The 26,746-nt window shown below is 70.6% G+C and carries 28 protein-coding genes; 9 read left to right on the forward strand and 19 right to left on the reverse strand.

The window, feature by feature from the left end; all coding sequences use genetic code 11:
* The first annotated feature begins 148 nt into the window (after window positions 1–148).
* The gene (locus AC54T1_RS08900; protein WP_496911713.1) at window positions 149–577 is read left to right on the forward strand and encodes a VOC family protein; all 429 of its coding nucleotides are present in this window, start codon (window positions 149–151) and stop codon (window positions 575–577) included.
* A gap of 127 nt (window positions 578–704) precedes the next feature.
* Here the strand turns inward: AC54T1_RS08900 and AC54T1_RS08905 are convergent, their stop codons facing one another.
* From AC54T1_RS08905 to AC54T1_RS08950, 10 genes are all read right to left on the reverse strand, one after another.
* Window positions 705–1,193, reverse strand: coding sequence for a pilus assembly protein TadG-related protein (locus AC54T1_RS08905; protein WP_496911714.1), 489 nt, complete (start codon window positions 1,191–1,193; stop codon window positions 705–707).
* Entirely contained in the window at window positions 1,190–1,624 is a 435-nt protein-coding gene (locus tag AC54T1_RS08910) for a pilus assembly protein (RefSeq protein WP_496911715.1), read from the reverse strand. The genes AC54T1_RS08905 and AC54T1_RS08910 overlap by 4 nt, the downstream gene beginning before the upstream one ends.
* Entirely contained in the window at window positions 1,621–2,019 is a 399-nt protein-coding gene (locus AC54T1_RS08915) for a TadE/TadG family type IV pilus assembly protein (protein ID WP_496911716.1), read from the reverse strand. The genes AC54T1_RS08910 and AC54T1_RS08915 overlap by 4 nt, the downstream gene beginning before the upstream one ends.
* A 44-nt stretch (window positions 2,020–2,063) precedes the next feature.
* Window positions 2,064–2,300 carry a hypothetical protein gene (locus tag AC54T1_RS08920; protein WP_496911717.1) on the reverse strand — a complete coding sequence of 79 codons (237 nt, stop codon included), beginning with the start codon at window positions 2,298–2,300 and terminating at the stop codon, window positions 2,064–2,066.
* Between the two features lie 53 nt (window positions 2,301–2,353).
* Window positions 2,354–3,274, reverse strand: a complete 921-nt coding sequence (locus AC54T1_RS08925) for a type II secretion system F family protein (protein WP_496911718.1) — start codon at window positions 3,272–3,274, stop codon at window positions 2,354–2,356.
* Window positions 3,271–4,131, reverse strand: coding sequence for a type II secretion system F family protein (locus tag AC54T1_RS08930; protein WP_496911719.1), 861 nt, complete (start codon window positions 4,129–4,131; stop codon window positions 3,271–3,273). The genes AC54T1_RS08925 and AC54T1_RS08930 overlap by 4 nt, the downstream gene beginning before the upstream one ends.
* 11 nt (window positions 4,132–4,142) lie before the next feature.
* Entirely contained in the window at window positions 4,143–5,366 is a 1,224-nt protein-coding gene (locus tag AC54T1_RS08935; protein ID WP_496911720.1) for a TadA family conjugal transfer-associated ATPase, read from the reverse strand.
* 398 nt (window positions 5,367–5,764) lie between these two features.
* Entirely contained in the window at window positions 5,765–6,487 is a 723-nt protein-coding gene (locus tag AC54T1_RS08940; RefSeq protein WP_496911721.1) for a GNAT family N-acetyltransferase, read from the reverse strand.
* 261 nt (window positions 6,488–6,748) lie between these two features.
* Window positions 6,749–7,156, reverse strand: coding sequence for an MmcQ/YjbR family DNA-binding protein (locus AC54T1_RS08945; RefSeq protein WP_496911722.1), 408 nt, complete (start codon window positions 7,154–7,156; stop codon window positions 6,749–6,751).
* A complete protein-coding gene (locus tag AC54T1_RS08950; protein ID WP_496911723.1) occupies window positions 7,153–7,671 on the reverse strand; it encodes a VOC family protein in 519 nt (172 codons plus the stop codon). The genes AC54T1_RS08945 and AC54T1_RS08950 overlap by 4 nt, the downstream gene beginning before the upstream one ends.
* Before the next feature lie 68 nt (window positions 7,672–7,739).
* On the opposite strand from AC54T1_RS08950, the gene AC54T1_RS08955 reads away from it, so the two are divergent.
* Entirely contained in the window at window positions 7,740–8,606 is an 867-nt protein-coding gene (locus AC54T1_RS08955; RefSeq protein ID WP_496911724.1) for a helix-turn-helix domain-containing protein, read from the forward strand.
* Here the strand turns inward: AC54T1_RS08955 and AC54T1_RS08960 are convergent.
* From AC54T1_RS08960 to AC54T1_RS08985, 6 genes are all read right to left on the reverse strand, one after another.
* Window positions 8,590–9,108 carry a hypothetical protein gene (locus tag AC54T1_RS08960; RefSeq protein WP_496911725.1) on the reverse strand — a complete coding sequence of 173 codons (519 nt, stop codon included), beginning with the start codon at window positions 9,106–9,108 and terminating at the stop codon, window positions 8,590–8,592. The two genes, AC54T1_RS08955 and AC54T1_RS08960, sit on opposite strands and share 17 nt — an antisense overlap.
* Window positions 9,105–9,887, reverse strand: a complete 783-nt coding sequence (locus AC54T1_RS08965) for a hypothetical protein (protein WP_496911726.1) — start codon at window positions 9,885–9,887, stop codon at window positions 9,105–9,107. Before AC54T1_RS08965 ends, AC54T1_RS08960 begins: the two co-directional genes overlap by 4 nt.
* On the reverse strand, window positions 9,821–10,426 hold the full coding sequence (locus AC54T1_RS08970) for a signal peptidase I (protein WP_496911727.1): 606 nt from the start codon (window positions 10,424–10,426) through the stop codon (window positions 9,821–9,823). The genes AC54T1_RS08965 and AC54T1_RS08970 overlap by 67 nt, the downstream gene beginning before the upstream one ends.
* 65 nt (window positions 10,427–10,491) lie before the next feature.
* Window positions 10,492–11,049 (reverse strand): hypothetical protein, encoded by a 558-nt coding sequence (locus tag AC54T1_RS08975; RefSeq protein WP_484345133.1) that lies wholly within the window; start codon window positions 11,047–11,049, stop codon window positions 10,492–10,494.
* A 267-nt stretch (window positions 11,050–11,316) separates the two neighbouring features.
* Window positions 11,317–11,973 carry an alpha/beta fold hydrolase gene (locus AC54T1_RS08980; protein WP_496911728.1) on the reverse strand — a complete coding sequence of 219 codons (657 nt, stop codon included), beginning with the start codon at window positions 11,971–11,973 and terminating at the stop codon, window positions 11,317–11,319.
* A 218-nt stretch (window positions 11,974–12,191) separates the two neighbouring features.
* A complete protein-coding gene (locus AC54T1_RS08985) occupies window positions 12,192–13,577 on the reverse strand; it encodes an APC family permease (RefSeq protein WP_496911729.1) in 1,386 nt (461 codons plus the stop codon).
* Window positions 13,578–13,724: 147 nt separating this feature from the next.
* Here AC54T1_RS08985 and AC54T1_RS08990 point away from each other — a divergent pair, with 147 nt between their 5' ends.
* Window positions 13,725–15,296 carry a molybdopterin-dependent oxidoreductase gene (locus AC54T1_RS08990; RefSeq protein WP_496911730.1) on the forward strand — a complete coding sequence of 524 codons (1,572 nt, stop codon included), beginning with the start codon at window positions 13,725–13,727 and terminating at the stop codon, window positions 15,294–15,296.
* A gap of 53 nt (window positions 15,297–15,349) precedes the next feature.
* Here AC54T1_RS08990 and AC54T1_RS08995 read toward each other — a convergent pair whose 3' ends face one another.
* Entirely contained in the window at window positions 15,350–16,618 is a 1,269-nt protein-coding gene (locus AC54T1_RS08995; protein ID WP_496911731.1) for a multidrug effflux MFS transporter, read from the reverse strand.
* Between the two features lie 66 nt (window positions 16,619–16,684).
* Complete coding sequence (locus AC54T1_RS09000; RefSeq protein WP_496911732.1) at window positions 16,685–17,257, reverse strand: hypothetical protein; 573 nt, start codon at window positions 17,255–17,257, stop codon at window positions 16,685–16,687.
* Between the two features lie 101 nt (window positions 17,258–17,358).
* Between AC54T1_RS09000 and AC54T1_RS09005 the strand changes: the two genes are divergently transcribed.
* A complete protein-coding gene (locus AC54T1_RS09005) occupies window positions 17,359–18,114 on the forward strand; it encodes an SOS response-associated peptidase (RefSeq protein ID WP_496911733.1) in 756 nt (251 codons plus the stop codon).
* Between the two features lie 13 nt (window positions 18,115–18,127).
* Here AC54T1_RS09005 and AC54T1_RS09010 read toward each other — a convergent pair whose 3' ends face one another.
* Complete coding sequence (locus AC54T1_RS09010; protein ID WP_484345126.1) at window positions 18,128–19,165, reverse strand: LacI family DNA-binding transcriptional regulator; 1,038 nt, start codon at window positions 19,163–19,165, stop codon at window positions 18,128–18,130.
* 203 nt (window positions 19,166–19,368) lie between these two features.
* Here AC54T1_RS09010 and AC54T1_RS09015 point away from each other — a divergent pair, with 203 nt between their 5' ends.
* The 5 genes from AC54T1_RS09015 (at window position 19,369) to AC54T1_RS09035 (ending at window position 26,697) form a co-directional block, all read left to right on the forward strand.
* Window positions 19,369–20,676: an ABC transporter substrate-binding protein gene (locus AC54T1_RS09015; RefSeq protein WP_496911734.1), complete on the forward strand. Its 1,308-nt coding sequence runs from the start codon at window positions 19,369–19,371 to the stop codon at window positions 20,674–20,676.
* Between the two features lie 9 nt (window positions 20,677–20,685).
* Entirely contained in the window at window positions 20,686–21,714 is a 1,029-nt protein-coding gene (locus AC54T1_RS09020) for a carbohydrate ABC transporter permease (RefSeq protein ID WP_484345124.1), read from the forward strand.
* Window positions 21,714–22,598 (forward strand): carbohydrate ABC transporter permease, encoded by an 885-nt coding sequence (locus AC54T1_RS09025; RefSeq protein WP_484345123.1) that lies wholly within the window; start codon window positions 21,714–21,716, stop codon window positions 22,596–22,598. The genes AC54T1_RS09020 and AC54T1_RS09025 overlap by 1 nt, the downstream gene beginning before the upstream one ends.
* A 134-nt stretch (window positions 22,599–22,732) precedes the next feature.
* The gene (locus AC54T1_RS09030; RefSeq protein WP_484345408.1) at window positions 22,733–25,141 is read left to right on the forward strand and encodes a beta-xylosidase/alpha-l-arabinosidase; all 2,409 of its coding nucleotides are present in this window, start codon (window positions 22,733–22,735) and stop codon (window positions 25,139–25,141) included.
* Window positions 25,138–26,697, forward strand: a complete 1,560-nt coding sequence (locus tag AC54T1_RS09035; protein ID WP_484345122.1) for a glycoside hydrolase family 43 protein — start codon at window positions 25,138–25,140, stop codon at window positions 26,695–26,697. The genes AC54T1_RS09030 and AC54T1_RS09035 overlap by 4 nt, the downstream gene beginning before the upstream one ends.
* Window positions 26,698–26,746: the final 49 nt, after the last annotated feature.

Genomic DNA, 26,746 nt, shown 5'->3' on the forward strand with positions numbered 1-26,746 from the left:
ACCCGCTCCGCAGCCACGCTCCCGATGGCCCATGACGCATGTCACATCAGCGATGAGCGGAATGTGGGAACCGTCCACGGGGTCTCGGCGGCGCCTGCCGCCCACTCGCACCCTTCCGTCGATTCGTCCTGAATCGTACTGTTGGAGGATGGGCTACCGATTCCAGGTCACGGTCGACGCCACGGACCCGCACACCCTCGCAGACTGGTGGGCACAGACGCTCGGGTGGCACGTGGAGTCCACCGACCCTGCCCTCATCCGTTCGCTCGTCGAGCAGGGTGTGGCGCACGAGACCGACACCCTCGTCCACAACGGGCAGCTCGTCTGGGCTGACGGTGCTGCGATCACCGACCCCGACGCGCCGGGTACCCCGCGCGTGCTGTTCATGGGCGTCCCCGAGGCGAAGACAGTGAAGAACCGGATGCACCTGGACGTGCGCATCGGCGACGACAACGTCGACGAGGTGCGCGCCGCGCTCGAGGCGCGCGGTGCGCGGTTCCTCTACGTCGGTCACGAGGGTCCGAGCTCGTGGATCACCATGGCCGACCCGGAGGGCAACGAGTTCTGCCTGACGTGAGCCGCTCCGCAGGACGGGCCGCGCGGCGCGGCTCACCCGTCGGTGGGCGGTGCCGAGCCAGCGTGGGTGCGTCGTGCGGAGCGGGCGCCGGTGCACGTCGCTGGACCTCGGCGGAGCACCTTTGTTGTCAGGACGGGTCGGTTGCGCGCGCCGTCGAGCGGGCGGTGAGCGTCACCCCGTCGGAGAACAGCTCGGTCACCGGGCTGATGAGGGTCGGCCGGGCCCGCGCGGTGAGCACCACGCGGGCAGTCTGCCCGTCCGGGGTGTCGGCGACGTCGACGCTCAGGCCATCGAGACCGGACACCACCTCGGGGTTCGTCGCGAGGTACTCGGTCACGGCCGCCCGGACGCCTGCGTCGGTCAGCTGCACCCCGTCGACCCCGGGCCCGACCGTCCCGCCGTAGACGGATGCGGCATCGACGGAGTCGGCGGCCTCGAGGGCGAGGTTGTCCGCGAGCGTGACGAGGCGCTTGCGCTCGAGCTGGATCCCGGTGAGCGACACGACCACGGAGACGAGCAGCAGCAGCACGACGGTGAACCCCAGGGCGAGCACGAGGATCTGACCGTCGTCCCCGTGCGGGTCGAGCCTCGACGTCCGTCGTGCGGCGGGCGTCATCGGTCCTCCTTGAACTCGTCCACCGGAGTCACGGCCCGCGCCGAGACGGGGACGGACAACGGCAACCATGACTCCGCCCCACCGATGCCCGGGAGCGCCACCTCGAGACGGACCACCGTGACGACGTCGGAGCCCGCTGCGAGACACCGGTCGACGGAGCACGAGACCTCGAGCGCTGCCCCGGGGTCGGCGTCGAAGCCCTGGTCGCTGAACGAGAGGCCGACGGCCGCGTGGGCACGCGACAGACCGGAGTCGAGGTCGGCCGCCACCGACAGGGCACGCCCAGCCTCCTTGGCTGCACCCTCGACGGCGAAGGTCGCGGCCTGCACGCGCCCGAGGGTCACGACGAGGTAGAGCGTCGGGATGAGGAGGATGAGGGCCGCTCCGAGGAACTCGACGAGGGCGTTCCCGTCGTCGCCGCGCGATCTCATGGCAGCGCCTCGACGAGCGCGTGCCCACGCGTGGTGAGCGACCGCGCCGGCCCCCAGAGACCGATGACCGGCACCGGGGCGGTCACGGTGACCTCGACCATGCGCGCGTCGGCGACGCCGACGTAGCGGGCGACGATGTCGGTCGCGTAGGCACCGGACAACGCTGCGGTCACCAGCTCACGTGAGCGGTCCTCACCGTCCGGCAAGCCCCGGTCCGCGCGCGCGGCGTGGCGCGCGCCTTCGGCGGCCGAGTCCGTGAGCGTCGCACGGACGTGCAGGACGACGGCGACCTGGACCACGCCGAGGAACATCACCGTGACGAGGACGGAGACGAGCAGGAATCCCGCGAGCGCGGATCCCGTGTCGCCGCCTGGGCGCAGGAACCGGCGACGCAAGGTCAACGACCTGTGACGCAAGGTCAGGGACCTGTAACGCAAGGTCAGGGACCTGTGACGCTGTCGAGCGCGTCGGTGAACATCGTCGTGAGGGCGGGGCCGGCGACCGCCCAGATGGCGACGACGAGACCCGCGGTCATGAGCGTGACGAGCACCCAGCCCGGGACGTCTCCGCGGTCCGGCTCGCGTCGAGCAACGGCGGACGACGTGAGCACGGCGGCGTGCAGGCGCGCGAGCGCGTGGGTCACGGTGGTGGCGGACGAGGAGACGAGGCGTGTCATGGCGGTCCTTCGGCGGTAGGGGCGGAGGTCGGGAATCAGGGGTCGGTGGTCAGTCACAGGTCGACCTGCAGCGTGATGAGGCTGGGGAAGACGGCGAACACGACGGTCACGGGAAGGATGAGGAAGACGACGGGGACGAGCATGAGGACCTCCTTCTTGCCACCGAGCTCCATGAGGGCTCGGCGACCGGAGTCCCGGACGTCCTGCGCCTGCGAGCGCAGCACGTCCGCGAGGGGTGTGCCGCGCTCGACGGCGACGCTCACGCCCTCGGCGAACCGGGCGAGACTTCCCAGCCCGGTGCGGTCGGCGAGGTTCTCGAGGGCGTGCGTGAGCGACAGACCCGAATGGACCTCGGCGAGAGTGCGGCGTAGCTCCTCCGTGAGCTCGCCGCGCGCGGATCGAGCCACTCTCTCCAGTGCCGCGACGGGTCCCTCCCCGGCGCCCACGGCGAGCGCGAGGAGCTCAGCGATCGTGGGGAACTCGAGCATCATCGTCTGCTCGCGCTGCTTGACCTGCTGCCCGAGGCGGTAGTCGCAGGCAAGGACGCCGCCGAGGGCCGACAGCGCGACGACGATGACGAGGGGGACGAGCGAGGCACCGCGCGTGGTGGCGAGCAGGACGGCCGCGGCAAGGCCGCCAGCCAGCCCGATCGCCCCCCAGGCCACCTGCATGATGCGGAACTGCTCTGCGGTCTCTGCGCGGCCCGCGCGTGCAAGCGTGCGCTTGAGCTCGACGGTCGGAGAACCGACCTTCTCCACGAGTCGCAGCGCGTCGTGCAACCAGGGCGCGACGATCTGCTCGAGCGCACCGAAAGGTGAGCGCACAGCCGCCTCGCCGAGGAGCCCGGACGTCGGGTCGGGCACCGTGAGGTACGGAGCCAACCGCTCGTCGAGCCGGATCGCGCGGGCGTTCCACGCACGGACGATGAGCAGCACGCCAAGGGCGAACACTGCTCCCAGGAGCGCGCCGATCATCGGAGCACCCGGACGTCCTGGGGCAGGCGTCCGATCCGCAGCATGAGCTGGTACGCGGCGAGCGAGCAGGCGGCGCCGACCCCGAGCACGACAGCGCCGAGGGGTGTGTTGTACGCGGACGACGCCTCGCCCCGGGTCGCCAGCAGGCCGAGGACGACCCAGGGGCCAGCTGCCGCGATCCGAGCGCCGGCCACGGTCCAGCTCTGGCGGGCCTCGAGCTCCCCTCGGGTACGGACGTCGTCACGCAGGAAGGCGGACAGCGTGCGCAGCAGCCGGCCGAGATCCGACCCACCGACGTCCCGGGTGATGCGCAGCGCCTCGATCACCCTGTCGGCGACCGGGTCTGCGAGGCGCGCCTTGAGGGTGATGAGGCAGTCGTCAAACCGGCCGCTGGCCCGGTAGTCCCGGGCGAACGCACGGAAGGGCTCGCGCAGCTCCACCGGGCCCCGCTCCCCCACCTGTGCGACGGCCTCAGGGAGGGACAGCCCTGCCCGGACCCCTGAAGCGAGGTGGTCCACGACCTCCGGCCACACCTCCCGCAGGGCGGCCGACCGTCGCCGTGACCGCGCTCGCACGAGGGCCCACGGTGCGCACGCCGCGATCATCGCGAACGCGACGGCGATCGGGACCGACCGGACGAGCGCAGTCCCCAGGACGAGGACGACGACTCCGAGGAGTGCGCTCGCGCCGAGGAACCCACCCGCCGTCACGGAGCCCGCCCCGGCATGGACGAGGGTGTCCGCCAGCCGCAGCGTCCACGCAGGGCGTGATGCTGCGCGGCCCGCGGGGCGCGGCCAGCACGACAACCACACCGACAGGAGCCCCGACCCGAGGAGCAGACCGCTGACGACACCCATGCCGCGGCTGCTCAGGCCGTCCGCAGCATGGCTGCGACGTCGATCCCCGCGCGCTCGAAGCGCTCAGGGTGCGGAGGGAACCCGTCCCGGCGACGGAGCTCGTGCCCCGACCACGCGTAGAGGTCAGCGGTCTCGACGATGCCCGCCTCGACGCGTCCGGTCACGGCGACGATCTCCCGCACGCGGCGGACGCCGTTGGCGTCCATCCCGAGGTGGACGACGATGTCGATGGCGGAGGCCACCGTGGGGGTGACGAACTGGCTGGAGACGTTCTCGCCGGCAAGGAGCGGCAGCGTGCAGATCTTCGAGACCGCGTCCCGGGCCGAGTTGGCGTGGATGCTCGCCATCCCCGGCACGCCGGAGTTGAGGGCGATGAGCAGGTCCAGGCTCTCGGCCTCGCGGACCTCACCGACGACGATGCGGTCGGGTCGCATGCGCAGCGCCTCCTTGACGAGTCGTCGTAGCGGGATCTCCCCGGTCCCCTCGAGGCTCGGCTGGCGGCACTGGAGCGCGACGACGTCTCGGTTGGGCAGGTTGAGCTCGAACACCTCTTCCGCCGTGATGATGCGCTGCTGCGCGGGGATGGAGCCCGCGAGTGCATTGAGCATCGTCGTCTTGCCGGCCTGCGTGGCGCCGGAGACGAGCACGTTGAGGCCCGCGCGGACGCACGCGTCGAGGAGGCCAGCAGCGTGCCCCGACAGGGACCCGGCTGCGACGAGGTCGCCGAGGTTCGACGCCCGCGCCACGAACTTGCGGATGTTCACCGCCATATGACGACGCGTCACGTCCGGGATCACCACGTGCAGCCGCTCACCACCCGGCAACGACGCATCCACGAACGGACTCGACAAGTCCAGACGCCGCCCGGACGACTTGAGCATCTGCTCCACCAGGCGCTGCACCTGCTCCTCGCTGAGGATCGTCGTCGTCAGCTCCGGACGCCCCCGCCGCGCGATGAACACCTGCGCCGGTGCGTTGATCCAGATCTCCTCGACCTCCGGGTCGTCGAGGTACTTCTGCAACGGCCCCAGACCCGCCACCGCGTCCATGACGGACTTCGACGCCGACGACACGTCCACCAACGTCGGCACCGCACCCAGCATCGAGCGCGAGTCATAGTCAGCCACCGCCTCAGCCACCAGCGCACGGATCCCCGGAAGATCCCGCGAAGGATCCAACCCCCGCCGGCGCACGAGCTCACGAACCTCCGACTCCAAGATCGCCACGCCGTCCATGCCGCTGCTCCCTCGCTTCGCTCGCTGGTCCGAGCACTTCGGCGAGGAGGCGCGGGCTGATCGAATCGCCCGGGTGCGCAATCGTCGCGAAATGGTCACTGTGGTCGAAGCAGAGACTAACGAAAGTTCACCCGGCGCGAGGACGACTGTGCATAACTTTCATCCCGGCCTTCACCTCGGTGACCAACGGAGGCCGGCCTCCCTGCTCAGCCGCCCAGACCGCCGAAGCGGCCGACTTCGCCGTCCGAGGAGATTCACGGCGGCTGGAGCACCTGTGGAACCGACAGCTTCTTCGGCCCCACCAGCAGCCATGCTGGTGCGCCCGACCGGACGAGGACGGCGGCTCCTGTCGACACGACGACCGGCAACTGACGACGCGCCGATGACGCCGCTGTGGGTCAGCCCAGCGCGACGGCGCTTTGGAACCCGAGCGGCATGAAGCCGAGGCGGGCAGCCAAGCGTTCTGATGCCTCGTTCCCTCTTCGGCTGCGCCACTGCAAGACCAGGTCTGCGTTGAGCGCCTCCGTCATGGCCGCCGCCGATGCGTCTGCCGCGTAGCCGCGTCCGCGTTCGGCCGCGTCGGCAGCAACGCCCATCTGTGCGATGTTCGCACCCCAGTGCTCGTAGCCAGCGACCGCGGCGAGGTGGCCTGCCGGCGCGAGCGCTGCCCATCGCTGCGGCATGGATGAGAGACCGCTTTCGTCCCACTCGTCGGCGTGGATGCGCGCTCGGAGTTGATCGACCAGCGCTGGCCCAACGCTCGTGACTGGGACCCGCGGCTGCTCGACGGGGCGCCTATCGCGGTACGAGAGCGTCGCTGTGCCGATGGGCTGCGGGCCGAACTCCCCGAGCCTCGCGGTCACGGCTTGCGCATCAAGGAGCGCCCGCTCTCCAAGATCTTCGAGCAAGAGTTTCACGGGCGGGGGTGCGACGACGACGCAGGACTGACCGAGTTGCAGGACCACGACAGCGGTCGCCGCTTCGCGTGGAAAGAAGTGCGTCCCCGCTGAGGTCAGTGCGTCAAGGGGCACGGCCAGCCGCTCGGCCCATCCCAGCAGGACACGCCTCAGCCCGGAGGGCGAGAGGGCCGAGGAAGACGCCTGGGCTCGGTTCGAAGTCACGGGAGTCATCGTGCCAGCGAGAGCGTGCCGCAGAGGCGAGCCCGGCTGGTACGACGCCCGCCAGGAGCTGCCCAGGATCCGCGTTCTCACACTCCGATCGCCGCGCACCCCCGCTCGCAGATCGGCCTCGCTCCCCGGCACCGACCCCGGCGGCAATCACCGCGAATCGGTTACCAGGGCCGAAACGGAGAGTATCGAACCTTCACCCGTCCGGATCGGCGCTGTGGATAACTCTCACCGGGGAGTCACCCCGTGCTGCGCTCACCCCTGCGGGCGTCTGCCGTGCGTCACCGGCCGCAGCCGCGCCGGCAGCCCGAGCACGACGAGGTCATACGAGTCCTCGATGAGGTCGGCGGCGAGCTCGACGTCGAGGTCAGGCCCGAGGACCACGGACACCCAGTGCCGCTTGTCCTGGTGCCAGCCGGGCAGGATCCACTCGTGCGCCCGGACGAGGTGCGGCAGCTCGTCGGGATCGGCCTTGAGGTTGAGGATCGGGAACGGGGCGAACCGTGGCACCTCGGTGAGGAGCGCGAAGAGCTTGCGATGGATGCGGAACACCTCCGTGTCGGGCCCGAAGGGCGTATCAGTCGTCGCGCTCGGCAACGACAGGCACACCTCACGCGCCCAGTGCACGGGCCCGCCGGGCGGTCCGGGCTCGTCCGACGTCACTGGTCGGGCGTCTCCTGCGCCGCGGCCCACGCCGCGACCCGGGCCGCGCTCTCGGCCTCGGAGAGGTCCTCGACCCGGGACATGATCGACCACCGCACCCCGAACGGGTCACGGATGGAGGCGTACCTGTCGCCGGTCACGAAGGTGCTCACCGGCTCGCGGACCGTCGCGCCCGCCTCCACCGCCCGCCCGACGAGGGCGTCCGTGTCGTTGCAGTACAGGGCTAGCGAGTAGCAGTCGGCGTCGCCGGCCGGCGCAGGGACGAGCCCGTAGTCAGGTGACGGTTCCCCGAGCTGCAGATGACCGTTCCCGAGGTCGAGGTCGGCATGGACCACCACGCCGCCCATCTCCGTGACGTCCACGACCCGAGCGCCGAACACCGAGCGGTAGAACTCGACCGCCCCCGCGGCATCCGCGATGGCGAGGAACGGCGTCAGACTGGTAGAGCCGTGCGGTACCCCGTCGGTAGTGTGCTGACCCGTGACACCACGCTGCGCTTCGTCGTTGTTCGTCATGGTTCGACCCTAGGGGCCGGACGGGCGCACCGCTTGAAGATTCGCGACACCTGCCGCAGGAGGCTCCGATGACGGACGACGCGCGCGGCATCCTCTACCCCACCCGGCTCCCCACGTTCCACCGCCAGCTGGCTCCCCCGGAGCTCGAGGGCCTCGTCCGGTGGTTCTGGGTCCCTCGGTGGGACGTCGCCCCCGGCAGGACGTCACGACAGGAGGTCCTGCCCTTCCCGGCGTCGAATCTCGTCGTCGAGACGAGCGGGGTCGCCCTCGCAGGCCCGACCACCTGCGCATCGCACCGCGACCTCACCGGGTCCGGGTGGGCGGTCGGTGCCCTGCTCCGCCCTGCGGGCGCCGCGCAGCTGCACGCCAGCCTCCGAGCCATCCGCGACGCGGAGCTCCCGTTCCCCGTGCCCGGGCTCTTCTCTCCCGTCGTGTCCGCGATGCACGACTCCGACGAGGCGGCCGGGCGCGCCCACGCGATCGATGCCTACGCGGCATGGGCGACGGAGCGGCTCGACCCACCTGACAGCGCCGGCGCCCTCGCCAACGCGATGGAGGACCTCGTCGCCACCGACCGCTCGATCGTCCGGGTGGACCAGGTGGCCCGGCACCTGGGGATCTCGACCCGGAGCCTGCAGCGCCTCGCGGACCGCTACGTGGGCCTGTCTCCCCTCACGGTCATCCGGCGGTACCGGCTCCAGGAAGCGGCGCAGAGGGTGCGCGACGACCCGGACGTGCCGATCGCCGAGGTCGCCGCGGAGCTGGGGTACGCCGACCAGGCCCACCTCGCCGCAGACTTCCGGCATGTCCTCGGGTTCACCGCGAGCGCATACCGCCGGCTCTCCTCCGGCCCGCCGGATACTGTGCCCGCGCCGCCGGCAGCCGGCGCCGATCGCCGGACGGCACCACCGTCGGCCGTCAACCGACGGTGGTGACCATGAACTGCCCTTGCTGCGGCGAGCCGGTGTGCTCACGAGTGAGGAACGTGAGCACGGGCGCCTCGGTCCAGTCGAGCTGCTCACCGCTGTACATGTAGAGCTGGCCGGTCTGCCAGTTCCACTGGTACTGGCTGGGCAGGCGCGACAGGTCCACGGTCACCCGCGCCTGCCGCCCGGGCTCGGGCGTGTACCCGATGAGGTCGACCTCGAACTGCATGCTTCCCTCGGTGACATAGCCGTCCTCGAAGAGGGACGCCCACTCGGTGAGGATGCGCACGTCGCCGACCCCGCAGCTGTCGACCACGGCCCCGGTCGCGATGTCGAGGACCTCGCACCCTTCAGCCTTCTTCCACGTACCACTGCTCACCTGCGCGGCGAAGGTCGACGGGTCCGCCCACTGTGCGGTCGTGGTTCTCGCAGCGGCACCGACCACGAGCGCGACCGTCAGGAGCAGCCCCGTGGTGGCGACGATGCGTCGTCGCATCACGGCGCGGATCATGCGCTCCCCCCTTCCTGTGTCGAGTCGTGGTCATGGCGTCGCCGGGCAGCGGTGACGAGCCACGCACCGGTCGCCGTCGCGGCGAGCGCGAGGGCGAGCACGGACAACAGCTCCGACCCGGTCATGGCAAGGTCGGACCGACGGGCGGGCGCGGACGCGCCGGCGCTCTCGCCAGCACGTTCGCCGGCACGTTCACCGGCGCTCTCGCCGGCCCGATCGCCGACAGTCACCTCGCCCGCTGCTGCCGAGCTGCCCCCGACGCCCCCAGCATCGGCCCCCGGCCGGGAACCCGCACCACCGTCGTCGACGGACACGTCCCCGCCCTGCAGGACGACGTGGCCAGACACCGTCGACCTGTCCCCCGGCTGCAGGTCGGGCGCGGCCGTCACGGTCACGGTCACGGTCCAGTCACCGCGGGGCATGGCGGTGCCGACGAGGGTGGCGTCGAGCGGGCGGCACCCCCCGTCCGGGCCGCACAGCTGCGCGGCCCACGGCAGGGTGGGGGCGCCGTCGCTGTCGAGCCGGACGGACGTGATCGTCGCGTCATCGAGCACATGCACGACGATGTCCCGGGACCGGATCTCGCCGGGGACGAGGTCGACGAGGTCGAACGTCACGGGAACGACCTCGACGGACGCGGGGTCCGTGCCCGGAGCTGCGTCGGTGAGCGCGGCGGTGGCCGGCACGGCCGCACTCATGACGGTCGTCGCGGCTACGAGGCCGGACGTGACGACGCGACGGGTGCGGCGCGTTCGGCGTCCTCCTGTGGAGGTTCGCATGCGGCATCCTCCTGCGTTCTCGGAGGGTCAAGATGGTGGTCAGGGTCGCGGCCCGGGGCTGGCAGCAGGCTCAGCGCGAGGAGCGAGACGAGCGCGACTGCCAGCGGCACCGCGGTGCCGGGTGCTGTCAGCCGCTCGATCGCCTCCCCGGCACCGGCGATCCGCCAGCGCGGGGTCAGGACGGTGTCGTCGGTGACGACGTAGGCGCCGCTGTCCGGGCTGTCGTTGGCGTCCCCCTGCATGTGGACGTGCCACGAGCCGTCGGACTGCTGCGCGACGTCGATCACGCGGTGGGTGACGGTGACCCCCGTCGACGGGCTCGGCAGGGACAGCACGTCCCCCACCTCGACCTCGTCGATCGGGACGCGTGTCGCGACGAGCAGGTCGCCCGTCATGATGCCCGGCTCCATGGAGCCGGAGATGACGACGAGCGGCTTGATGAGCCCGAGCGACGTCGCCCCCCACACGCTCAGGCTGACGACCCCGAGGACCGCGAGGGTCCAGACGAGGACGTCGGCAGCGGTGCGCAGGATGCGCACTGGGCATCACCCCCGGGGGTGGTGGCGCCGCAGGGGGCTGCGGCGCCACCGTCGTCGGGTACCGGTCAGGAGACTCCGGTGAACTGGACCGTCACCGTCCCGGTCTTGCCCTGGTAGTCGGCGGGCCAGTCGTCCGGCGTGGTGACCTGCAGCGTCACGGTGGCGGTGGCGTCGGGCGCCATCTCGCCGACCGCAGGCTCGATGATCGTGGCTGTCGCGGGCGCGGAGCCACCGAAGATGCCCTCGGCGGCGGTGTCTCCGTCCGTCGTCACCGTTGCGTCACCGAGCGTCAGCGGCACGCTGCTGGCGTTCCTCAGGTGCAGCGTGACCTGCTCGACCGCACCCTGGTTGAGGTCGGCGAACTCGGTCACGGGAATCTGCACGGCGTCACCGACGACGTCGGCGTCGACCCACGAGGCCCCGTCGAGGCTCGCCTGCAGCTCGACCTTCTCGACGGCGCTGGCGCTCCCGGCGAACCACGCGTCGTCGGTCCACGTCGCGCTCGTGAGGGCAGCGCCGACACCGAGTACCGCGACACCCGCGAAGCCGAAGCGGACAAGAGCCGCGCGCCGGCGGCGCTTCTCGCGCTCCTGCTCGGGGGTGGTCGAGGGGGTCGGGTTCATGTCCTGCTCCTTCCTTCGGTGGGCGTGCGTCATCCGACGCACGTCGTTGGTCAGGGGCGCGACCACGATCCGCTCGGAGCACCGCTCACGGCGCACTTCGGTCGGAGCGACCGCTGGAAGGGGTCGGGGACGGCGCGGGTGGTCGACTCACACCCACGATCAGGTCCGCGACCCTCGCGCACCAGTACCACGATTTTAGCAATTCGCCACTAGAGAGCCACCGTCGGTTGCGTGACGTACGTCACGTCCTCAGGATCCTCCCTGGGTCTAGAGGTCGAAGCGGCGCGCCATCGTGTCGAGAATGTCCGCCACCGCACGGGGATGGCTGAGCGCCACGTAGTGCCCACCGGGGATCTCGTCAGGCTCCACCCGCACCCTCTCCCTCACCTGCCGCGCCATGAAGTCCGCAGGGAAGAGCCGATCGTCGCGACAGACGACTCCTGCGGTTGCGACGTCCGCCGGCCAGGGACCCGGCCAGGGCCGTGAGAGCCACGCCCCCCGCTGGTCCCTCCCGCGCGCCCGCGCCTCCACGACCAGCTTCTCGGGGACGCCGGCGTAGAAGGTGTCATCCGCGTCAAGGTCGACATTCTCGCTGCCATGACCCGTCGCCGCCCACCACTCCTCCACGGTCTCCCCCACCCGCGGGATCATCGCCGCGAGGAAGACGAGCCCCACCGCACCCACGAGGTCGCACACGAGCGGCGCGGTGAACCCGCCGAGCGAGTGGCCGACCACGACGACGTCGTCGCACCCCGCCACGGCGTCGGCGACAACCCGCGCACAGTCGCCCAGCTCGGCCGCGTCATCCTCGGTGGGGAGGTCGACGGCCACCGGCCGGTGGCCGCGCTCCTCGAGCAACGGGACGACGAGATGCCAGTCCCACGCCGTCGAGCCAGCACCGTGGACCAACGCGAACGTCGCCACGGGCACCCCCTTGCCGTCCTCGCAGGGCGAGGGCCGCCTCAGCTTGCGATGAACTCCAGGACAGATACGCAGCAGTTGCCGACGAAGCGGAAGACGTTGCGGACGGGCTGCCTGCGGCGGCGCTGGAATCTCCTCGTCATAGCGGCACCCTAGGGCACCGGCAGGGGCTGCGGGAGGGGGAGTCCTCACCATCCCCGTTCCCTCGGCCCGGTCGCCCGTCACCCATCGGTACGACCGGCAGACGACGAGCTCCCCCGGGTCGTGGCCTTCGCCCCGAGGTAGAGGACGATGCCCACCGCGACGAGCACCAACCCGTAGAGCCACACCTCCCAGCTCTGCTTCGCGAGCAGCAGGATGCACGACGCCACCCCGAGGTACGGCACGACCGTCCACACCTGGTAGTGCTCGTGGTCGACGCGGTCCTTGCGCAGGACGAGCACCGCGACGTTGACGGAGATGAAGACGAACAGCAGCAGGAGCACGACCGTCTCGGCGAGCGTCCCCACGTCGCCGAGGAGCGTGAGGAGCATCGCGACGACCGTCGTCGAGACGATCGCCGTCCACGGGGTGCGCCGGTTCGGCAGCACCTTGCCCAGGACGCTCGGCAGGAGGTGCTGCTCCGCCATCCCGTAGGTCACGCGGGAGGACATGATCATCGTCAGCAGAGCGCCGTTGGCGACGGCGATGAGGGCGATGAGGCTGAACAACCAGCTCGGCAGGCCGACCCCGGTGGCCTCGACGACCGCGAGGAGTGGCCCGGTCGACTCCGCCAGCTCCTCGGGTGGCAGGGCGATCGAGCTGGCGAGCCCGACGAGGATGTACACGACGCCGGCCGTGGCCAGGGACCCGAACAGCGCCATCGGGTAGACCTTGCTCGGGTGCCGGACCTCCTCGGCGACGTTCGCCGAGGTCTCGAAGCCGACGAACGAGTAGTAGGCGATGATCGCGCCGCTCAACGTCGCCACCGCCGGGTTCACGCCTTGCGGGAACTCACCGATCCGGGAGACGTCACCACCGCCGTCGGACAGCATGATCGCGACCACGACGACGACGATGACGAGGCCCGACACCTCGATGATCGTCATGACGACGTTGCTCTTCACGGACTCGCTGATACCCCGCGCGTTGAGGCACGCCACGAGGACGAGGAAGACCATCGCCGCGGGGATCGTCGGGACGTCGACGAACGTCGAGAGGTACTCGCCCGCGAAGGCCAGGGAGAGCGCGGCGGCGCTCACCACGCCCGCGGCGAGCATGACGAACCCGACGAGGAAGGAGATGATCGACGGCTTGAAGGCTCGTTCCGCGAACACGGCCGCACCCCCGGCCTTCGGGTACTTCGTCACCAGCTCGGCATAGGAGCCCGCCGTGAGCAGCGCGAGGAACAGCGCGAAGAGCAGGGGCGCCCACAGCGCTCCACCGGACTCGGCGGCCAGGGTGCCCATGAGCGCGTAGATGCCCGCTCCGAGGACGTCTCCGAGGATGAACAGGTAGAGCAGGGGGCCGGTGATCTTGCGCTTGAGCTTCGTCTCACCGCCCCCGTCCCGGTCAGCGGTGGACGCACCACCATCGGTCGCTGTCGAGGGGCTGCCTGAGTCGGTCATGGAAGGAAAATAGACCCGCACGCGCGATCGCGAGAGGTGAAGCGTCAAGTACCTGCGAGGGCCGGGGATCACGCGCCTCGGCCCGCCCCGAGACTCCCGGTCACCCCTCCCCCGGCGGATCACAGCGACCGCGAGGATACTGAGCGGATGTCCGCTCCCCCGGCACCGGCGCCGACCGCCCCTCCCCGTCACGACTCACCGTCGACGCGCGGTCCTGCGGCTCTCGCCGGCATCCTCTCCTGCGCGCTGACGATCGCCGTCGCGGCGCTCGCCTCGGTGGCGTTCAGCCCGGCGTCCAACCCCGTCGTCGCGGTGGGCGGAGCGTTCGTCGACCGCACGCCCGCGTGGCTCAAGGACGCGGCGATCTCCGTTTTCGGCACCGCCGACAAGCTCGCGCTGTTCGTCGGGATGGCTCTCGTCGGCGTCGCCGCAGGCGCAGCGATCGGCCTCGTCGCACGGCGCCGCCTGCCTGTCGCGCTCGCGCTCGTCGTCACGCTGGGAGCCATCGGACTTGCCGCGGTGCTCAGCCGTCCGGGCGCGAGCGCGACGGACGCCCTGCCCACGCTCGTCGGGACCGTGTGCGGGATGCTCGCCCTGCGCGCGCTCGTCACCCGGCTGCCCACGTCCCCTCCTGCGTCAGACGGCGCGTCGCGGCGGAGCTTCCTGCGGGCCGCCGTGCTCACAGGTGCTGTCGCGGTCCTCGCCGGCGCAGCCAGCCAGGTGGTCGGCCGGACCCGCCGGGCCGTCGACTCGGCGCGGACCGCCCTGCGTCTGCCTGCGGCGACGCGCCCCGCCGCCCCGCTGCCCGCGGGCGTGCAGTCGACCGCCCCCGGCGTGGCGCCCTTCACGACGCCGAACGGCGAGTTCTACCGCATCGACACGGCGCTCGTCGTCCCCCAGGTCGACCCCGCGACGTGGACCCTGCGCGTGCACGGCATGGTCGAGAACGAGGTCGAGATCACCTTCGACGAGCTCCTCGCCGCCGACCTCGTCGAGGCGTGGGTGACGCTCGCCTGCGTGTCCAACACGGTCGGCGGCGACCTCGTCGGCAACGCCAAGTGGCTCGGGCTGCCGATCCGCGAGGTGCTCGCGCGGGCCGTACCGCTCCCGGGCGCAGACATGGTGCTGTCCCGCAGCATCGACGGCTTCACGGCCGGCACGCCGCTCGAGGTCCTCACGGACGACCGGGACGCCCTGCTCGCCGTCGGCATGAACGACGAGCCGCTCCCCGTCCAGCACGGGTTCCCCGTGCGGATGGTCGTTCCCGGCCTGTACGGCTACGTCTCGGCGACGAAGTGGGTCACGGAGCTCAAGGTGACGACGTTCGCCGAGGACATGGGCTACTGGACGCCGCGGGGCTGGACGGCCCTGGGTCCCGTGAAGACGGCGTCACGCATCGACGTGCCCCGCAGGACCAGCGAGCTCACTGCCGGGCCCGTCGCCGTCGGAGGCATCGCTTTTGCTCAGCACCGGGGCATCACCGGCGTGGAGGTCCAGGTGGACGACGGCGACTGGACGCCCGCGACCCTCGCGGACGAGGCAGGCATCGACACCTGGCGGCAGTGGACCTACGCGTGGGACGCCCCAGCGGGCGAGCACACGCTGCGCGTCCGGGCCACGGACGGCACCGGTGAGGTGCAGACCCGGACGACCGCCCCGCCTGCACCGGACGGTGCGAGCGGGTGGCACGAGGTCACGGTGCGCGTCGCGCAGGCCTGACCTGTCTGCCGGCATCCTCCCGCCCGACGGACGGGTGACGGACGACTCCGCCGTCAGACAGACGCAGTCTTGCCCTCGCCCCGTGCCTCCAACGCGTGCCATCCACCCTTGCGGTACGCAGGTGTCGCGGCCGCGAGGACGAGCACGGTGAGCACGACGCTGCCGATCATCACGGTCACCATCGCGGGTCCGTCGCCCCCGAGGACACCGACGAGAGGGCTCACGGCCCCGGCGACGCCGGCCTGGAGCGCACCGAGCATCGCGGCCGCGGTCCCGGCCATGTGGCCGTACCCGCCCAGGGCGAGCACGGACGCGTTCGCGGGGATGAGTCCCTGCGTGCCCAGGACGAGCCACAGCGCGGCGACCATCCCCCACAGTCCCCCGGCGCCCGTGAGCACGACGGCGAGGAGGACCAGCGCCAGGACGAGCTGCACGATCACGGCGACACGCAGGATCCGGATGGGCGCGACCTTGCGCACGAGCGACGCGTTGAGCTGCGCGGAGAGCACGAGCGCGACGCCGTTGAACGCGAACACCCGAGCGAACTCCCCCTCGCTCAGCCCGAACCCGTCCTGGAAGACGAAGGGCGACCCCACTACGTAGCTCATGATCACGGCCATGCCGAGCCCGGGGATGACGGCGAGCGCCATGAAGTGCCGGTCCCGGAGCAGCGTCCAGTAGCCACCGGCGATGCCACGGGGCCCGGCGATACGGCGGCGTTCGGTCGGCAGGCTCTCCGGCATGAATCGCCAGACGATGAGCACGAGCACCACACCGATGATGGCGAGTGCGTAGAAGACGGCCCGCCACTGCCACGTGTTGGCGATGGCACCACCGATGGTCGGCGCGAACAGGGGCGCCACACCGATGACGAGCATGAGGCGGGACAGCAGGCGCGCGGCGTCCGACCCGACGAACCGGTCGCGGATGACCGCGATGGCCACGACGCCGGCCGCGGCGTTGAAGAATCCCTGGGCGATGCGCAGGGCGATGAGGGTGTCGATGTTCTGCGCGACCGAGCACAGGAGCGACGTGAGCACGTGCAGCGAGATCCCGATGAAGAGCGGGAGCCTGCGCCCGTACCTGTCCGAGAACGGTCCGATGACGAGCTGCCCGAACGCCCCGCCGATGAGCATCCCGGAGAGGGTGAACTGCGTGGCGGACTGGCTGGCTCCGAGGTCGGCGGCGACTGCCGGGAGCGACGGCAGATACATGTCGGTGGTGATCGCGGGGAGCGCGGCGAGCGCACCGAGCATGAGGACGTACTTGATGCCCGGGCGGTGCCTCGGGGTCTGCTCAGGGGTCCTGGCGGCTTCTGTCACCGAAAGATCATAACGATTCGATCGGGCCCCGCGCGCGCGCTGGGACGATCGGGAAAGTGATCTTCGTCAACCCGGGAGGATGACCTCGAACGTCTCGGCGTTCGGCTGTCTGTCGATCCACGCCTGCAGCCGCTCCGACACAGCCCTGATGTCCGACGACGCGACGACGTCCGCCTCGCCCTCGCGCGTGTGCTGCCACGTCACCGCGTCCCCCGGCTGCTCGCCGGAGCGGAAGACGATGATGACGTTCTTGCCCGTCTCGTCGCTCACCCGGTCCGCGAGGTCCTTCGCCTCCGCCCGGGCCTGGGAGTCCGCGGGCAGCTCCGCGAGGCGCGCCGCCTGCTCGCTCACCTCCTCGCTGACGACCTCCGGCAACCGCTCGTCCGCTCGGACGAGGACGGTCGCCCCGTCGTCCAGCTCGTAGGCCATCTCACCCTGCGGGAGCACCCCCGCCTGCTCGGGGCTCAGGACGGCGCCCGGCTCGGAGGGCAGCTCGAGCGTCCGCGTCGCGCCCTCCACGTACCCCCCGGCGGGCTGCCGCGCGAGGCTGCCGATCGCAGCCCACGACGTCAGCGGGGCGACGAGGACGAACACGACGGCTGCCGTCACACAGACGGACCGCATCCCATGCTTGCTCACGGCTGCCTCCTCACGTGGGGGTGTTCTGCACCTCTCATCGGCAGCACGGCCGCCGACGTGACCGTGTGGCGCGGGCGATCCTGTGCGGGCAGTCTGGAGGGATGTGCGGACGCTACGCCTCCTTCCGACAGGCCCAGGACCTTGCCGACGCGTTCGCGGTCCGGCGCGGCATCCAGGACGTCCTGCCTGTCGTCGACGACGACGTCGCTGCGCTCCCCCCGTCGTGGAACGTCGCCCCCACCGACCCGGTCCGGATCGTCGTCGAACGCGACACAGCATCCGACGCGCCGGTGCGGTCGCTGCGGCTGGCCCGGTGGGGGCTCGTCCCGTCATGGTCGAAGGACCCTTCCGGGGGCGCGCGCCTCATCAACGCCCGGTCCGAGTCCCTCCTCGACAAGCCGTCGTTCGCACGTGCGGCCGAGAGGCGCCGCTGCCTCGTCGTGGCCGACGGCTACTACGAGTGGCACCGGGTGCAACCGGGTTCGGCGCGTCGGCAGGTCAAGCAGCCCTTCTACATCCATCCGCCCGACGACGAGGTCCTCGCGTTCGCCGGACTCTACGAGTTCTGGCGCGACCACTCCCTGCCCGACGACGACCCTGCCCGGTGGCTCGTCACGACGACCATCATCACGGGAGCAGCCTCCGGCACGCTCGCAGAGCTGCACGAGCGCCGCCCGCTGGCCCTCGCACCCGAGGAGTGGGACGAGTGGCTCGACCCCGCCGTACCGGCCCGCGACGCCGTCGCCGCGCTGCAGGGCCCCTCGCCCGAGCTCGAGCTCCGCCCGGTGAGCACGGAGGTCAACCGGGTCGGCACCCAGGGGCCCCACCTCATCGATCCCGTGCCGCTCCCCGACTGATCCGGGCGAGCGGTCAGGCGGGGGCGAGGGCGGTCGTCGCGCGGACGACGAGCCGCGCCGGGAGCCGCACGTGCTGCTCGCGGTCGCGCCCTCCGAGCAGGTCGAGAAGCATGCTCACCGCCTCCGCGCCCATCTGCTGGAGCGGCTGCGCGACGGTCGTCAGGGGCGGCGAGCAGTTGGCCGCCTCCGGGATGTTGTCGAACCCGATGACCGACACGTCCTGGGGAACCCGCAGTCCGAGCTGCTGAGCGACCTCCACCGTCCTGATCGCCGACAGGTCGTTCGCCGCGAACAGGGCCGTCGGTCGGTCACGGAGCGTGAGGAGCTCCCGGGCGGCCTCGGTCGTCATCGCGGGGCTGTACCCGCCGTGGCGCACGAGATCAGGGTCGAACGCGATCCCCGCTCCCGCCAGGGCCTCCCGGTACCCGGACTCACGAAGCACGGCCGATGCGAGGTCGGCACGGCCCTGGACATGTCCGATGCGCCGGTGACCGAGGTCGATGAGGTGCTGCGTCGCGGCGCGGCCGCCCCCGGCGTTGTCGGAGTCGATGGTCGTGTGGCCCGTCGGGCCGGTGTGCGGGTCGATGGCGACCACCGGGATCGAGGCCGCGGGCGAGAGCACGGTGGGCGTGACGATGACCGCAGCGTCGATGAGGGTCCCCGCCAGGCGGGAGAGCGACCGCCGCTCCCAACCGACCTGGTTGTCCGAGAGCGAGCCCGCATAGGCCAGGAGCTCGTAGCCCGTACCGAGCAGCGCCCCGGACACACCCTTGAGCAGCTCGGTGGAGAAGGGCTCGAACTCCGCCACGAGGATGCCGATGACGTTGGTGGTGCGCCGCCGCAGCGAGCTGGCGACGAGCGAAGACTCGTACCCGAGCTCTGCGACGACCCCCAGGACACGCTCAGACGTGGCCGGGGCCACCCCGTACCGGCTGTTGATGACCTTCGACACCGTCGCCACGGACACCCCCGCGGCACGCGCGACGTCGTTGATCGTCACGCGCCCTCCGAGCACACTCGGAGGCGCGGTGGAGCCGGCGTCGGGATTCACGTGATGAGACTATCCCCTCGACCAGGCAGCGCCGTGCCTGTCGACGCGTCGTCGTGCGGGAGCTGGATCCACGACGTGACCTGTCTCGGACAGGCGCGAGCTGCTCATCCGGCCCTGTGACGAAAACGTTATCGAAAACGGTTTGACTTCGTCTCACCGCCGAGCGAACCTTGCTTCGGCAGACTTCTGTCGCGACGTCAACGATGACGAAGGGATTCACGATGACGAGGAAATTTCTGGGCGCGGCGGTTGCGCTCGGCACGAGCGTTGCTCTCCTGGCCTCCGGATGTTCGGGCGGTGACGAGGGTGGATCGGGCGATGGTGACGGCGTCACCATGACGTTCTGGCACAACTCCACCACCGGCCCCGGCAAGGAGTACTGGGAGAAGACCGCCAAGGCCTTCGAGGCCGAGAACGACGGTGTGACCATCAAGATCCAGTCCATCCAGAACGAGGAGATGGACGGCAAGCTCCAGACCGCCCTCAACTCGGGCGATGCGCCGGACATCTTCATGGCACGCGGCGGCGGCAAGCTCGCCGACGTGGTCGAGGCCGGACAGGTCATGGACCTCACGGGCCTCATCGACGACACGGTGAGCTCCGAGGTCCCCGAGACCGCGTTCTCCGCGTTCACGGTCGACGAGAAGATCTACGGCATGCCGATGGCGATCCTCCCGGGTGGCATGTACTACACGCAGAAGCTCTACGACCAGGCCGGCGTCACGGCCGCACCCACGACCATCGACGAGCTCGTCACGGTCACCGACGCACTCGACACGGCGGGCATCGAGCCCATCGCCCTCGGTGCCAAGGACGCATGGCCCGCCGCGCACTGGTACTACTTCTTCGCGCTGCGCGCCTGCTCGCAGGACACCTTCGAAGCGGCCGGCGAGCTCGACTTCTCGGACCCGTGCTGGACCACGGCCGGCGAGAACCTCGAGGCATTCGCCGAGACGGAGCCCTTCAACTCCGGCTTCCTCACGACGTCCGCCCAGGGCGACGCAGGTTCGTCGGCAGGCCTCCTCGCCAACTACCAGGCCGGCATGGAGCTCATGGGCGCCTGGAACATCGGTGTGACCGCCGACCTGACGCCGGAGAAGCAGCCGCTCCCCGACCTCAAGTGGTTCCCGTTCCCCGCGGTCGAGGGTGGCGAGGGTGACCCCAAGGCCCTCATGGGCGGCGTCGACGGGTTCTCCTGCTCCGCGCAGGCCCCGAAGGAGTGCGCTGACTTCCTCAACTTCGCGATGTCGAAGGAGAACCAGGAGGGCTACGCCACGGCGTTCCACACCGTGCCCGCCAACACCGCGGCGCAGGGCGTCGTCCAGGACCCGGCTCTCGTCTCGATCCTCGAGGCGTACAACGAGGCTCCGTACGTCGCGCTGTGGCTCGACTCGGCTCTCGGCCAGAACGTCGGCAACGCGCTCAACCAGGCTGTCGTCGAGATGCTCGCTGGTGACGGTGACGCTGCCGGCATCGTCACGGCTCTCAACGACGCCGCGGCCAAGGGATAGTCGACGACCATGAGCGACTCCCTGGGCGAGAACTCACAAGCATCACTGACCATCCCGCCTGGGGGTCGTTCGGTGGTGGGGGACGGTGCGAAGACCACTCCGGCCCCCGCCACCGCGCCACGGCGGCGCAAGAAGACCGACTGGCGCAAGCACGCCGAGATCGCACTGCTCTCGGGCCCCGCCATCATCGTCTTCCTCGCGTTCGTCATCTTCCCCGTGGTGATGGCCGCCTACTACGGCTTCTACAAGTGGAAGGGTTTCGGAGCTCCGACGGACTTCGTCGGGTTCGACAACTACCTCATCATCTTCAAGGACTCCGCCTTCCACGAGGCAGTCCTCAACAACGGCTTCATCGTCATCGCGTCCCTGGTGATCCAGGGACCCGTCGCGATCGCGCTGGCACTGCTCATCAACCAGAAGATGCGCGGACGCTCCATCATCCGGGTGCTCATCTTCGTCCCCTACGTGATCTCCGAGGTCATCGTCGGGACCGGCTGGGGCCTCATGCTCCAGACCAACGGTGCGATCAACGACCTGCTCATCAAGATGGGGCTCGAAGACAGCACCGTCGAGTGGCTCTCTGACCCCAAGGTGGCCATCTGGTCGCTCATGCTCATCATCTCGTGGAAGTACATCGGCTTCGCCGTGATCCTCTTCCTCGCAGGTCTGCAGAGCATCCCCGAAGAGCTCTTCGAGGCCGCCGCGATCGACGGCGCGTCCTACTGGCAGATGCAGCGGAGCATCACGATCCCCCTGCTCGGCCCGACGATCCGCATCTGGGCGTTCCTGTCGATCATCGGATCGCTCCAGCTGTTCGACCTCGTCTACATCATCTGGGGCCAGTACGTCTCGGCCACGGCCGGCACGTCGACGATGGCCATCTACATGGTCGCCGAGGGACGCATGTCCGGGAACTACGGGTACGGCAACGCCGTCGCCGTCGTCCTGTTCCTCATCTCCCTCGTCATCGCGCTCGTCTACCAGCGCTTCGTGCTCCGCCGCGACATGGCCGGCGCGCTGACCGAAAGGAAGAAGTGATGGCAGCGATCGCGGTCTCTCCCCCGCCGACCAAGCAACCCGTCAAGCTCCGGAAGAAGAACTCCGGCCTGAGCAACGCCCGCTGGTACACCTACCTCGTGGCCTACGTGTTCGTCGGCGTGTGCCTCGCGCCCGTCCTGTTCATCGTCCTCGGTGGCTTCCGGACGAACTCGCAGATCACGCTCGACCCGTCGGGATTCCCCAGCCCCTGGCAGTTCGGCAACTACGCCGACGTGCTCGCCAACTCGATCTTCTGGCAGCAGATGGGCAACTCGGCGTTCGTCGGGATCCTCACGACGCTCGGCGTCGTCGTCCTGGGTGTCATGGCGAGCTACGTCATCGCCCGGTACGACTTCAAGGCCAGCGGCGCGATGTACTCGCTGTTCGCCGCGGGACTCATGTTCCCGATGACCGTCGCGATCACCCCGCTCTACATCCTCATCCGTGAGCTGGGCCTCATGAACACCCTCTGGGGCATCATCCTGCCGCAGATCGCGTTCGCGCTGCCGACGACGATCATCATCCTCGTGCCGTTCCTCCGGGCGATCCCCAAGGAGCTGGAAGAGGCTGCAGCGATCGACGGAGCGAGTCGGCTCGGGTTCTTCTTCCGCATGGTCATCCCGCTGTCGCTCCCCGGCGTGGTGACCGTCGGCATCCTCGCGTTCGTGGCGAGCTGGAACAGCTACATGCTGCCCCTGTTCATCCTCAACGACGAGGCCATGTACACCGTGCCCCTCGGTGTCCAGTCGTTCGCCTCGCAGTACTCGGTCGACACCGCGTCGGTCCTCGCGTTCACGTCCTTGTCGATGATCCCCGCGCTCGTGTTCTTCTCGCTGTTCGAGCGTCGCATCGTCGGTGGACTCACCGGCGCCGTCAAGGGCTGACACCAGCCCGGACGTCCAGCACCACCCCCGTGAGCGGCGCTCCTCCCCGGGAGGGGCGCCGCTCGCTGCATTCCCCTGCCTCCACCAGCTTTCCCAGTCCCGTCGAAGGAGACGTAACCGTGACCATCCCCGCAATGCCCGAGGTGTCCCAACGTGTGCACGATCTGCACGCACAGATGACCCTCGAGGAGAAGCTCGCCCAGATCGTCGGCTACTGGCTCGACCAGGGTGGCAACGTCGTCGCCCCGATGCAGGGTGAGATGGCCAGCGGCAAGGGCGGGAGCGAGGAGATCCTCGAGGTCACGCGCCACGGGCTCGGCCACTACACCCGCGTCTACGGCACCCGTCCCGTCGAGCCCGCGGACCGCGCCGCGTGGCTCTGGGGCGAGCAGCGCCGGCTCAAGCGTGAGACCCGGCTCGGCATCCCCGCGCTCGTCCACGAGGAGTGCCTCACCGGGCTCGCCGCCTGGAAGGCCGCCACGTTCCCGACCCCCCTCGCCTGGGGGGCGTCGTTCGACCCCGACCTCGTCGAGGAGACCGGCAAGGCCATCGGCGAGTCGATGCGTCAGCTCGGCATCCACCAGGGCCTGGCTCCCGTGCTCGACGTCGTCCGTGACCCCCGCTGGGGCCGCGTCGACGAGTGCATCGGCGAGGACCCGTACCTCGTCGGCACGATCGGCACCTCCTACGTCCGCGGCCTCCAGTCCACCGGCGTCCACGCGACCCTCAAGCACTTCCTCGGCTACTCCTCCTCCAAGGCCGGACGCAACCACGCCCCCGTCTCCGCCGGACCGCGTGAGATCGCCGACGTGTTCCTGCCCCCGTTCGAGATGGCCATCCTCGACGGCGGCGCACGTTCCGTCATGAACTCCTACGCCGACGTCGACGGCGTGCCCATGGCCGCGAGCCCCGAGTACTTCACGACCGTCCTGCGCGAGAAGCTCGGGTTCGAGGGCGTCGTCGTCGCCGACTACTTCGCTGTCGCGTTCCTCGAGGTCATGCACGCCGTCGCCAAGGACCGCGGCGAGGCCGCAGCCCTCGCGCTCGAGGCGGGCATCGACATCGAGCTCCCCACGGGCGACGCGTACCTCGCGCCGCTCGCTGAGCGCATCCGCGCCGGAGAGTTCGACGAGGGCTACGTCGACCGCGCGGTCCTGCGCGCCCTGCGCCAGAAGGAAGAGCTCGGACTCCTCGACGCCGACGCGTTCGAGGACGAGCCGCCCACCGCGGACGAGATCGACCTCGACTCCCCCCGTCACCGCGCGCTCGCACGCAGCCTCGCCGAGGAGTCCGTCGTCCTGCTGAGCAACGACGGCGTGCTCCCGCTCGCCGCCCGTGCCACCCCGCTGCGCCGCGTCGCCGTGATCGGCCCGAACGCCGCCCGCGCCGAAGCCCTCCAGGGGTGCTACTCGTTCGCCAACCACGTCCTGGCGCACTACCCGGACCACGAGCTCGGGTTCGAGATCCCGACGGTTCTCGAGGCCCTGCCCGGTGCGTTCGAGACCGCAGGCCTCACGGGTGTCGAGATCGTCCACGCCGAGGGCTGCACCGTCGCCGACGCGGACACCTCGCGCATCCCGGCCGCCGTCGAGGCCGCGACCGGTGCTGACGTGGCGATCGTCGTCGTCGGTGACCAGGCCGGGCTCTTCGGACGCGGCACCGTCGGGGAGGGCAACGACTCCGAGTCGCTCGAGCTCCCCGGCGTGCAGCGCGAGCTCGTCGAGAGCGTCCTGGCGACCGGCACGCCCGTCGTCATGGTCATGCTCACCGGCCGGCCGTACGCGGTCGACTGGGCGCTCGAAGGCACCGGCGCCCTCCCGGCAGCCGTGCTCCAGGCGTTCTTCCCCGGTGAGGGCGGCGGGCTCGCCATCGCCGACGTGCTCACCGGAACGGTGAACCCGTCAGGCCGGCTCCCCGTGTCCCTGCCCCGCTCGACCGGGTCGCAGCCCTTCTCCTACCTGCACCCCATCCTCGGCGGACCGTCCGACGTCACGGCGACGGACTCCACGCCGCTGCGCCCGTTCGGCTTCGGCCTGTCCTACACGACGTTCCGGTACGACGACCTCGTCGTCGACGACGCCGTCGCCACGGACGGCACGCTCACCGCGGCCGTCACGGTGACGAACACGGGCGAGGTGGCGGGCGCCGACGTCGTCCAGCTGTACGGGCACGACGTCCACGGATCGATCACGCGGCCCACCGTGCAGCTGCTCGGGTACGCCCGCGTCGAGCTCGCTCCGGGCGACTCGCGCCGGGTGACCTTCAGCGTCCCCACGAGCAGGTTCGCGTTCACGGACCGTCGCATGGTGAAGATCGTCGAGCCCGGCGATGTCGAGATCTGGGTCGCCGCGCACGCTGCGGCCTCCTCGGTGGAGCTGCCCGACGACGCTGCGACCGGTGGGATCAACAGCGAGGTCGAGACTGCTCGTCGCGAGGTCCCCGGTGCGGCCACGTCGCGGGCGACCGTCGAGCTCGTCGGTGCGGTCCACGCCGTGACGACGGCCGACCCGCGGTGGGTCGGCATCTCGGTGGAGGCGCTGTGACCGTCGTCCACAACCCCATCCTGCCGGGGTGCTACCCCGACCCGACGATCTGCCGGGTGGACGACACGTACTACCTCGTGACGTCGACGTTCGAGTACTTCCCGGGTCTGCCTGTGTTCCGCAGCACGGACCTCACGAGCTGGGAGCAGATCGGCCACGTCGTCGACCGCGCCGACCAGCTGGCGTACGAGGGCATCCGGTCGTCCGGTGGCCTCTACGCGCCGACGCTGCGGCACCACGACGGGGTGTTCTGGCTCGTGTGCACCCTCATCGACCAGGTGGCGCCCGGAGGTGGTGGGAACTTCATCATGACCGCCACCGACCCGGCCGGGCCGTGGTCCGACCCGGTGTGGCTCGGGGTCGCGGGGATCGACCCGTCGATCTTCTTCGACGACGACGGTCGTGTCTGGGTGCACGGCACCCGCCTGGTCCGCGAGCCGCAGTGGCACGACCAGACAGAGGTGTGGCTGCGCGAGCTCGACCCCGCGACCATGACGCTCGTCGGGCCGGAGCACGTGCTCTGGACCGGGGCGCTCATCGGCGCTGTGTGGGCCGAGGGTCCGCACCTCTACAAGGTCGACGGCCGGTACTACCTCCTCGCCGCGGAGGGCGGGACGGACGTCCACCACGCCATCTCGGTGGCGCGGGCGGACACGGTCACCGGACCGTACGAGGGGAACAGGGGAAACCCCGTCCTCACGCACCGGCACCTCGGAAAGGGCTCCACGGTGACAGGGGTCGGCCACGCCGACCTCGTCGAAGCACCCGACGGCTCCTGGTGGGCGGTTCTGCTGGGCATGCGCCCGTACGGCGGGTACCACTACAACCTCGGACGCGAGACGTTCCTCGTGCCCGTCGTGTGGGAGGACGGCTGGCCCGTCTTCGCTCCCGGTGTCGGCCGGGTGCCCGACGAGGTCGAGGTCCGGACCTCCGGCGTCTCGATCCCCGGAGCGGCGCAGGGCACGACGAGCGGGGTGGTGCGGCCCGACGACCTGCGGTGGACGACGCTGCGCGGTCCGGCGTCCGGGTTCGCGACGCCCGCTGGCGACGGCTGGGACGTGCGGCTGCTGCCGGCGACACTGACGGAACGGACCACCCCGGCCTTCCTCGGTCTGCGCCAGCAGCACCAGGACGTGGACGTGCACGTCGTCCTGCGGGCGGACCTCGAAGACGGTGAGGTGGCCGGTCTCGCGGTCCGCCAGTCCGAGCAGGACCATGTCCGGCTCGTGCTCGGCTCGTCGGGCACCGTCACCGCGGTGCACCGCCGGGGGGACACGGACACCGTCGTCGGAGAGGTCACCCTCGATGGTGGGCGCGACGGCGTCCAGCTCAGCGTCAGTGCGCGTGGGCAGGACTACACCCTGCTCGCAGGGGCGCAGGGCCAGGCCCCGGTGGAGGTCGCCGTCGTGGACGGCCGCACGCTGGACAGCGTGTCCGCCGGCGGGTTCCTCGGTCTGTGGATCGGTCCGTACGCATCGAGCAACGGACAACCCACGACCACCGTCGCCCGCATCGAGCGCGTCGAGTACGTGCCCGTGGCGCCCGTCAACGCCTGACCCCACAGGAGGACCGCGCTGCTCCCGGGCGGCGCGGTCCCGTGGGTTC

It is taken from the genome of Sanguibacter sp. Z41_6 (assembly GCF_059621145.1).

Bases quoted from the DNA above. Each gene is read 5' to 3' on its own strand.
- AC54T1_RS08930 (WP_496911719.1), bottom strand. From the start codon at position 4,131: ATGGGTGTCGTCAGCGGTCTGCTCCTCGGGTCGGGGCTCCTGTCGGTG.
- AC54T1_RS09030 (WP_484345408.1), top strand. From the start codon at position 22,733: ATGCCCGAGGTGTCCCAACGTGTGCACGATCTGCACGCACAGATGACC.
- AC54T1_RS08985 (WP_496911729.1), bottom strand. From the start codon at position 13,577: ATGACCGACTCAGGCAGCCCCTCGACAGCGACCGATGGTGGTGCGTCC.
- AC54T1_RS09005 (WP_496911733.1), top strand. From the start codon at position 17,359: ATGTGCGGACGCTACGCCTCCTTCCGACAGGCCCAGGACCTTGCCGAC.
- AC54T1_RS08910 (WP_496911715.1), bottom strand. From the start codon at position 1,624: ATGAGATCGCGCGGCGACGACGGGAACGCCCTCGTCGAGTTCCTCGGA.
- AC54T1_RS08920 (WP_496911717.1), bottom strand. From the start codon at position 2,300: ATGACACGCCTCGTCTCCTCGTCCGCCACCACCGTGACCCACGCGCTC.
- AC54T1_RS09025 (WP_484345123.1), top strand. From the start codon at position 21,714: ATGGCAGCGATCGCGGTCTCTCCCCCGCCGACCAAGCAACCCGTCAAG.
- AC54T1_RS08935 (WP_496911720.1), bottom strand. From the start codon at position 5,366: ATGGACGGCGTGGCGATCTTGGAGTCGGAGGTTCGTGAGCTCGTGCGC.
- AC54T1_RS08925 (WP_496911718.1), bottom strand. From the start codon at position 3,274: ATGATCGGCGCGCTCCTGGGAGCAGTGTTCGCCCTTGGCGTGCTGCTC.
- AC54T1_RS08975 (WP_484345133.1), bottom strand. From the start codon at position 11,049: ATGAACCCGACCCCCTCGACCACCCCCGAGCAGGAGCGCGAGAAGCGC.
- AC54T1_RS08965 (WP_496911726.1), bottom strand. From the start codon at position 9,887: ATGCGAACCTCCACAGGAGGACGCCGAACGCGCCGCACCCGTCGCGTC.
- AC54T1_RS09020 (WP_484345124.1), top strand. From the start codon at position 20,686: ATGAGCGACTCCCTGGGCGAGAACTCACAAGCATCACTGACCATCCCG.
- AC54T1_RS08990 (WP_496911730.1), top strand. From the start codon at position 13,725: ATGTCCGCTCCCCCGGCACCGGCGCCGACCGCCCCTCCCCGTCACGAC.
- AC54T1_RS08900 (WP_496911713.1), top strand. From the start codon at position 149: ATGGGCTACCGATTCCAGGTCACGGTCGACGCCACGGACCCGCACACC.
- AC54T1_RS08955 (WP_496911724.1), top strand. From the start codon at position 7,740: ATGACGGACGACGCGCGCGGCATCCTCTACCCCACCCGGCTCCCCACG.
- AC54T1_RS09015 (WP_496911734.1), top strand. From the start codon at position 19,369: ATGACGAAGGGATTCACGATGACGAGGAAATTTCTGGGCGCGGCGGTT.
- AC54T1_RS08905 (WP_496911714.1), bottom strand. From the start codon at position 1,193: ATGACGCCCGCCGCACGACGGACGTCGAGGCTCGACCCGCACGGGGAC.
- AC54T1_RS08960 (WP_496911725.1), bottom strand. From the start codon at position 9,108: ATGATCCGCGCCGTGATGCGACGACGCATCGTCGCCACCACGGGGCTG.
- AC54T1_RS08950 (WP_496911723.1), bottom strand. From the start codon at position 7,671: ATGACGAACAACGACGAAGCGCAGCGTGGTGTCACGGGTCAGCACACT.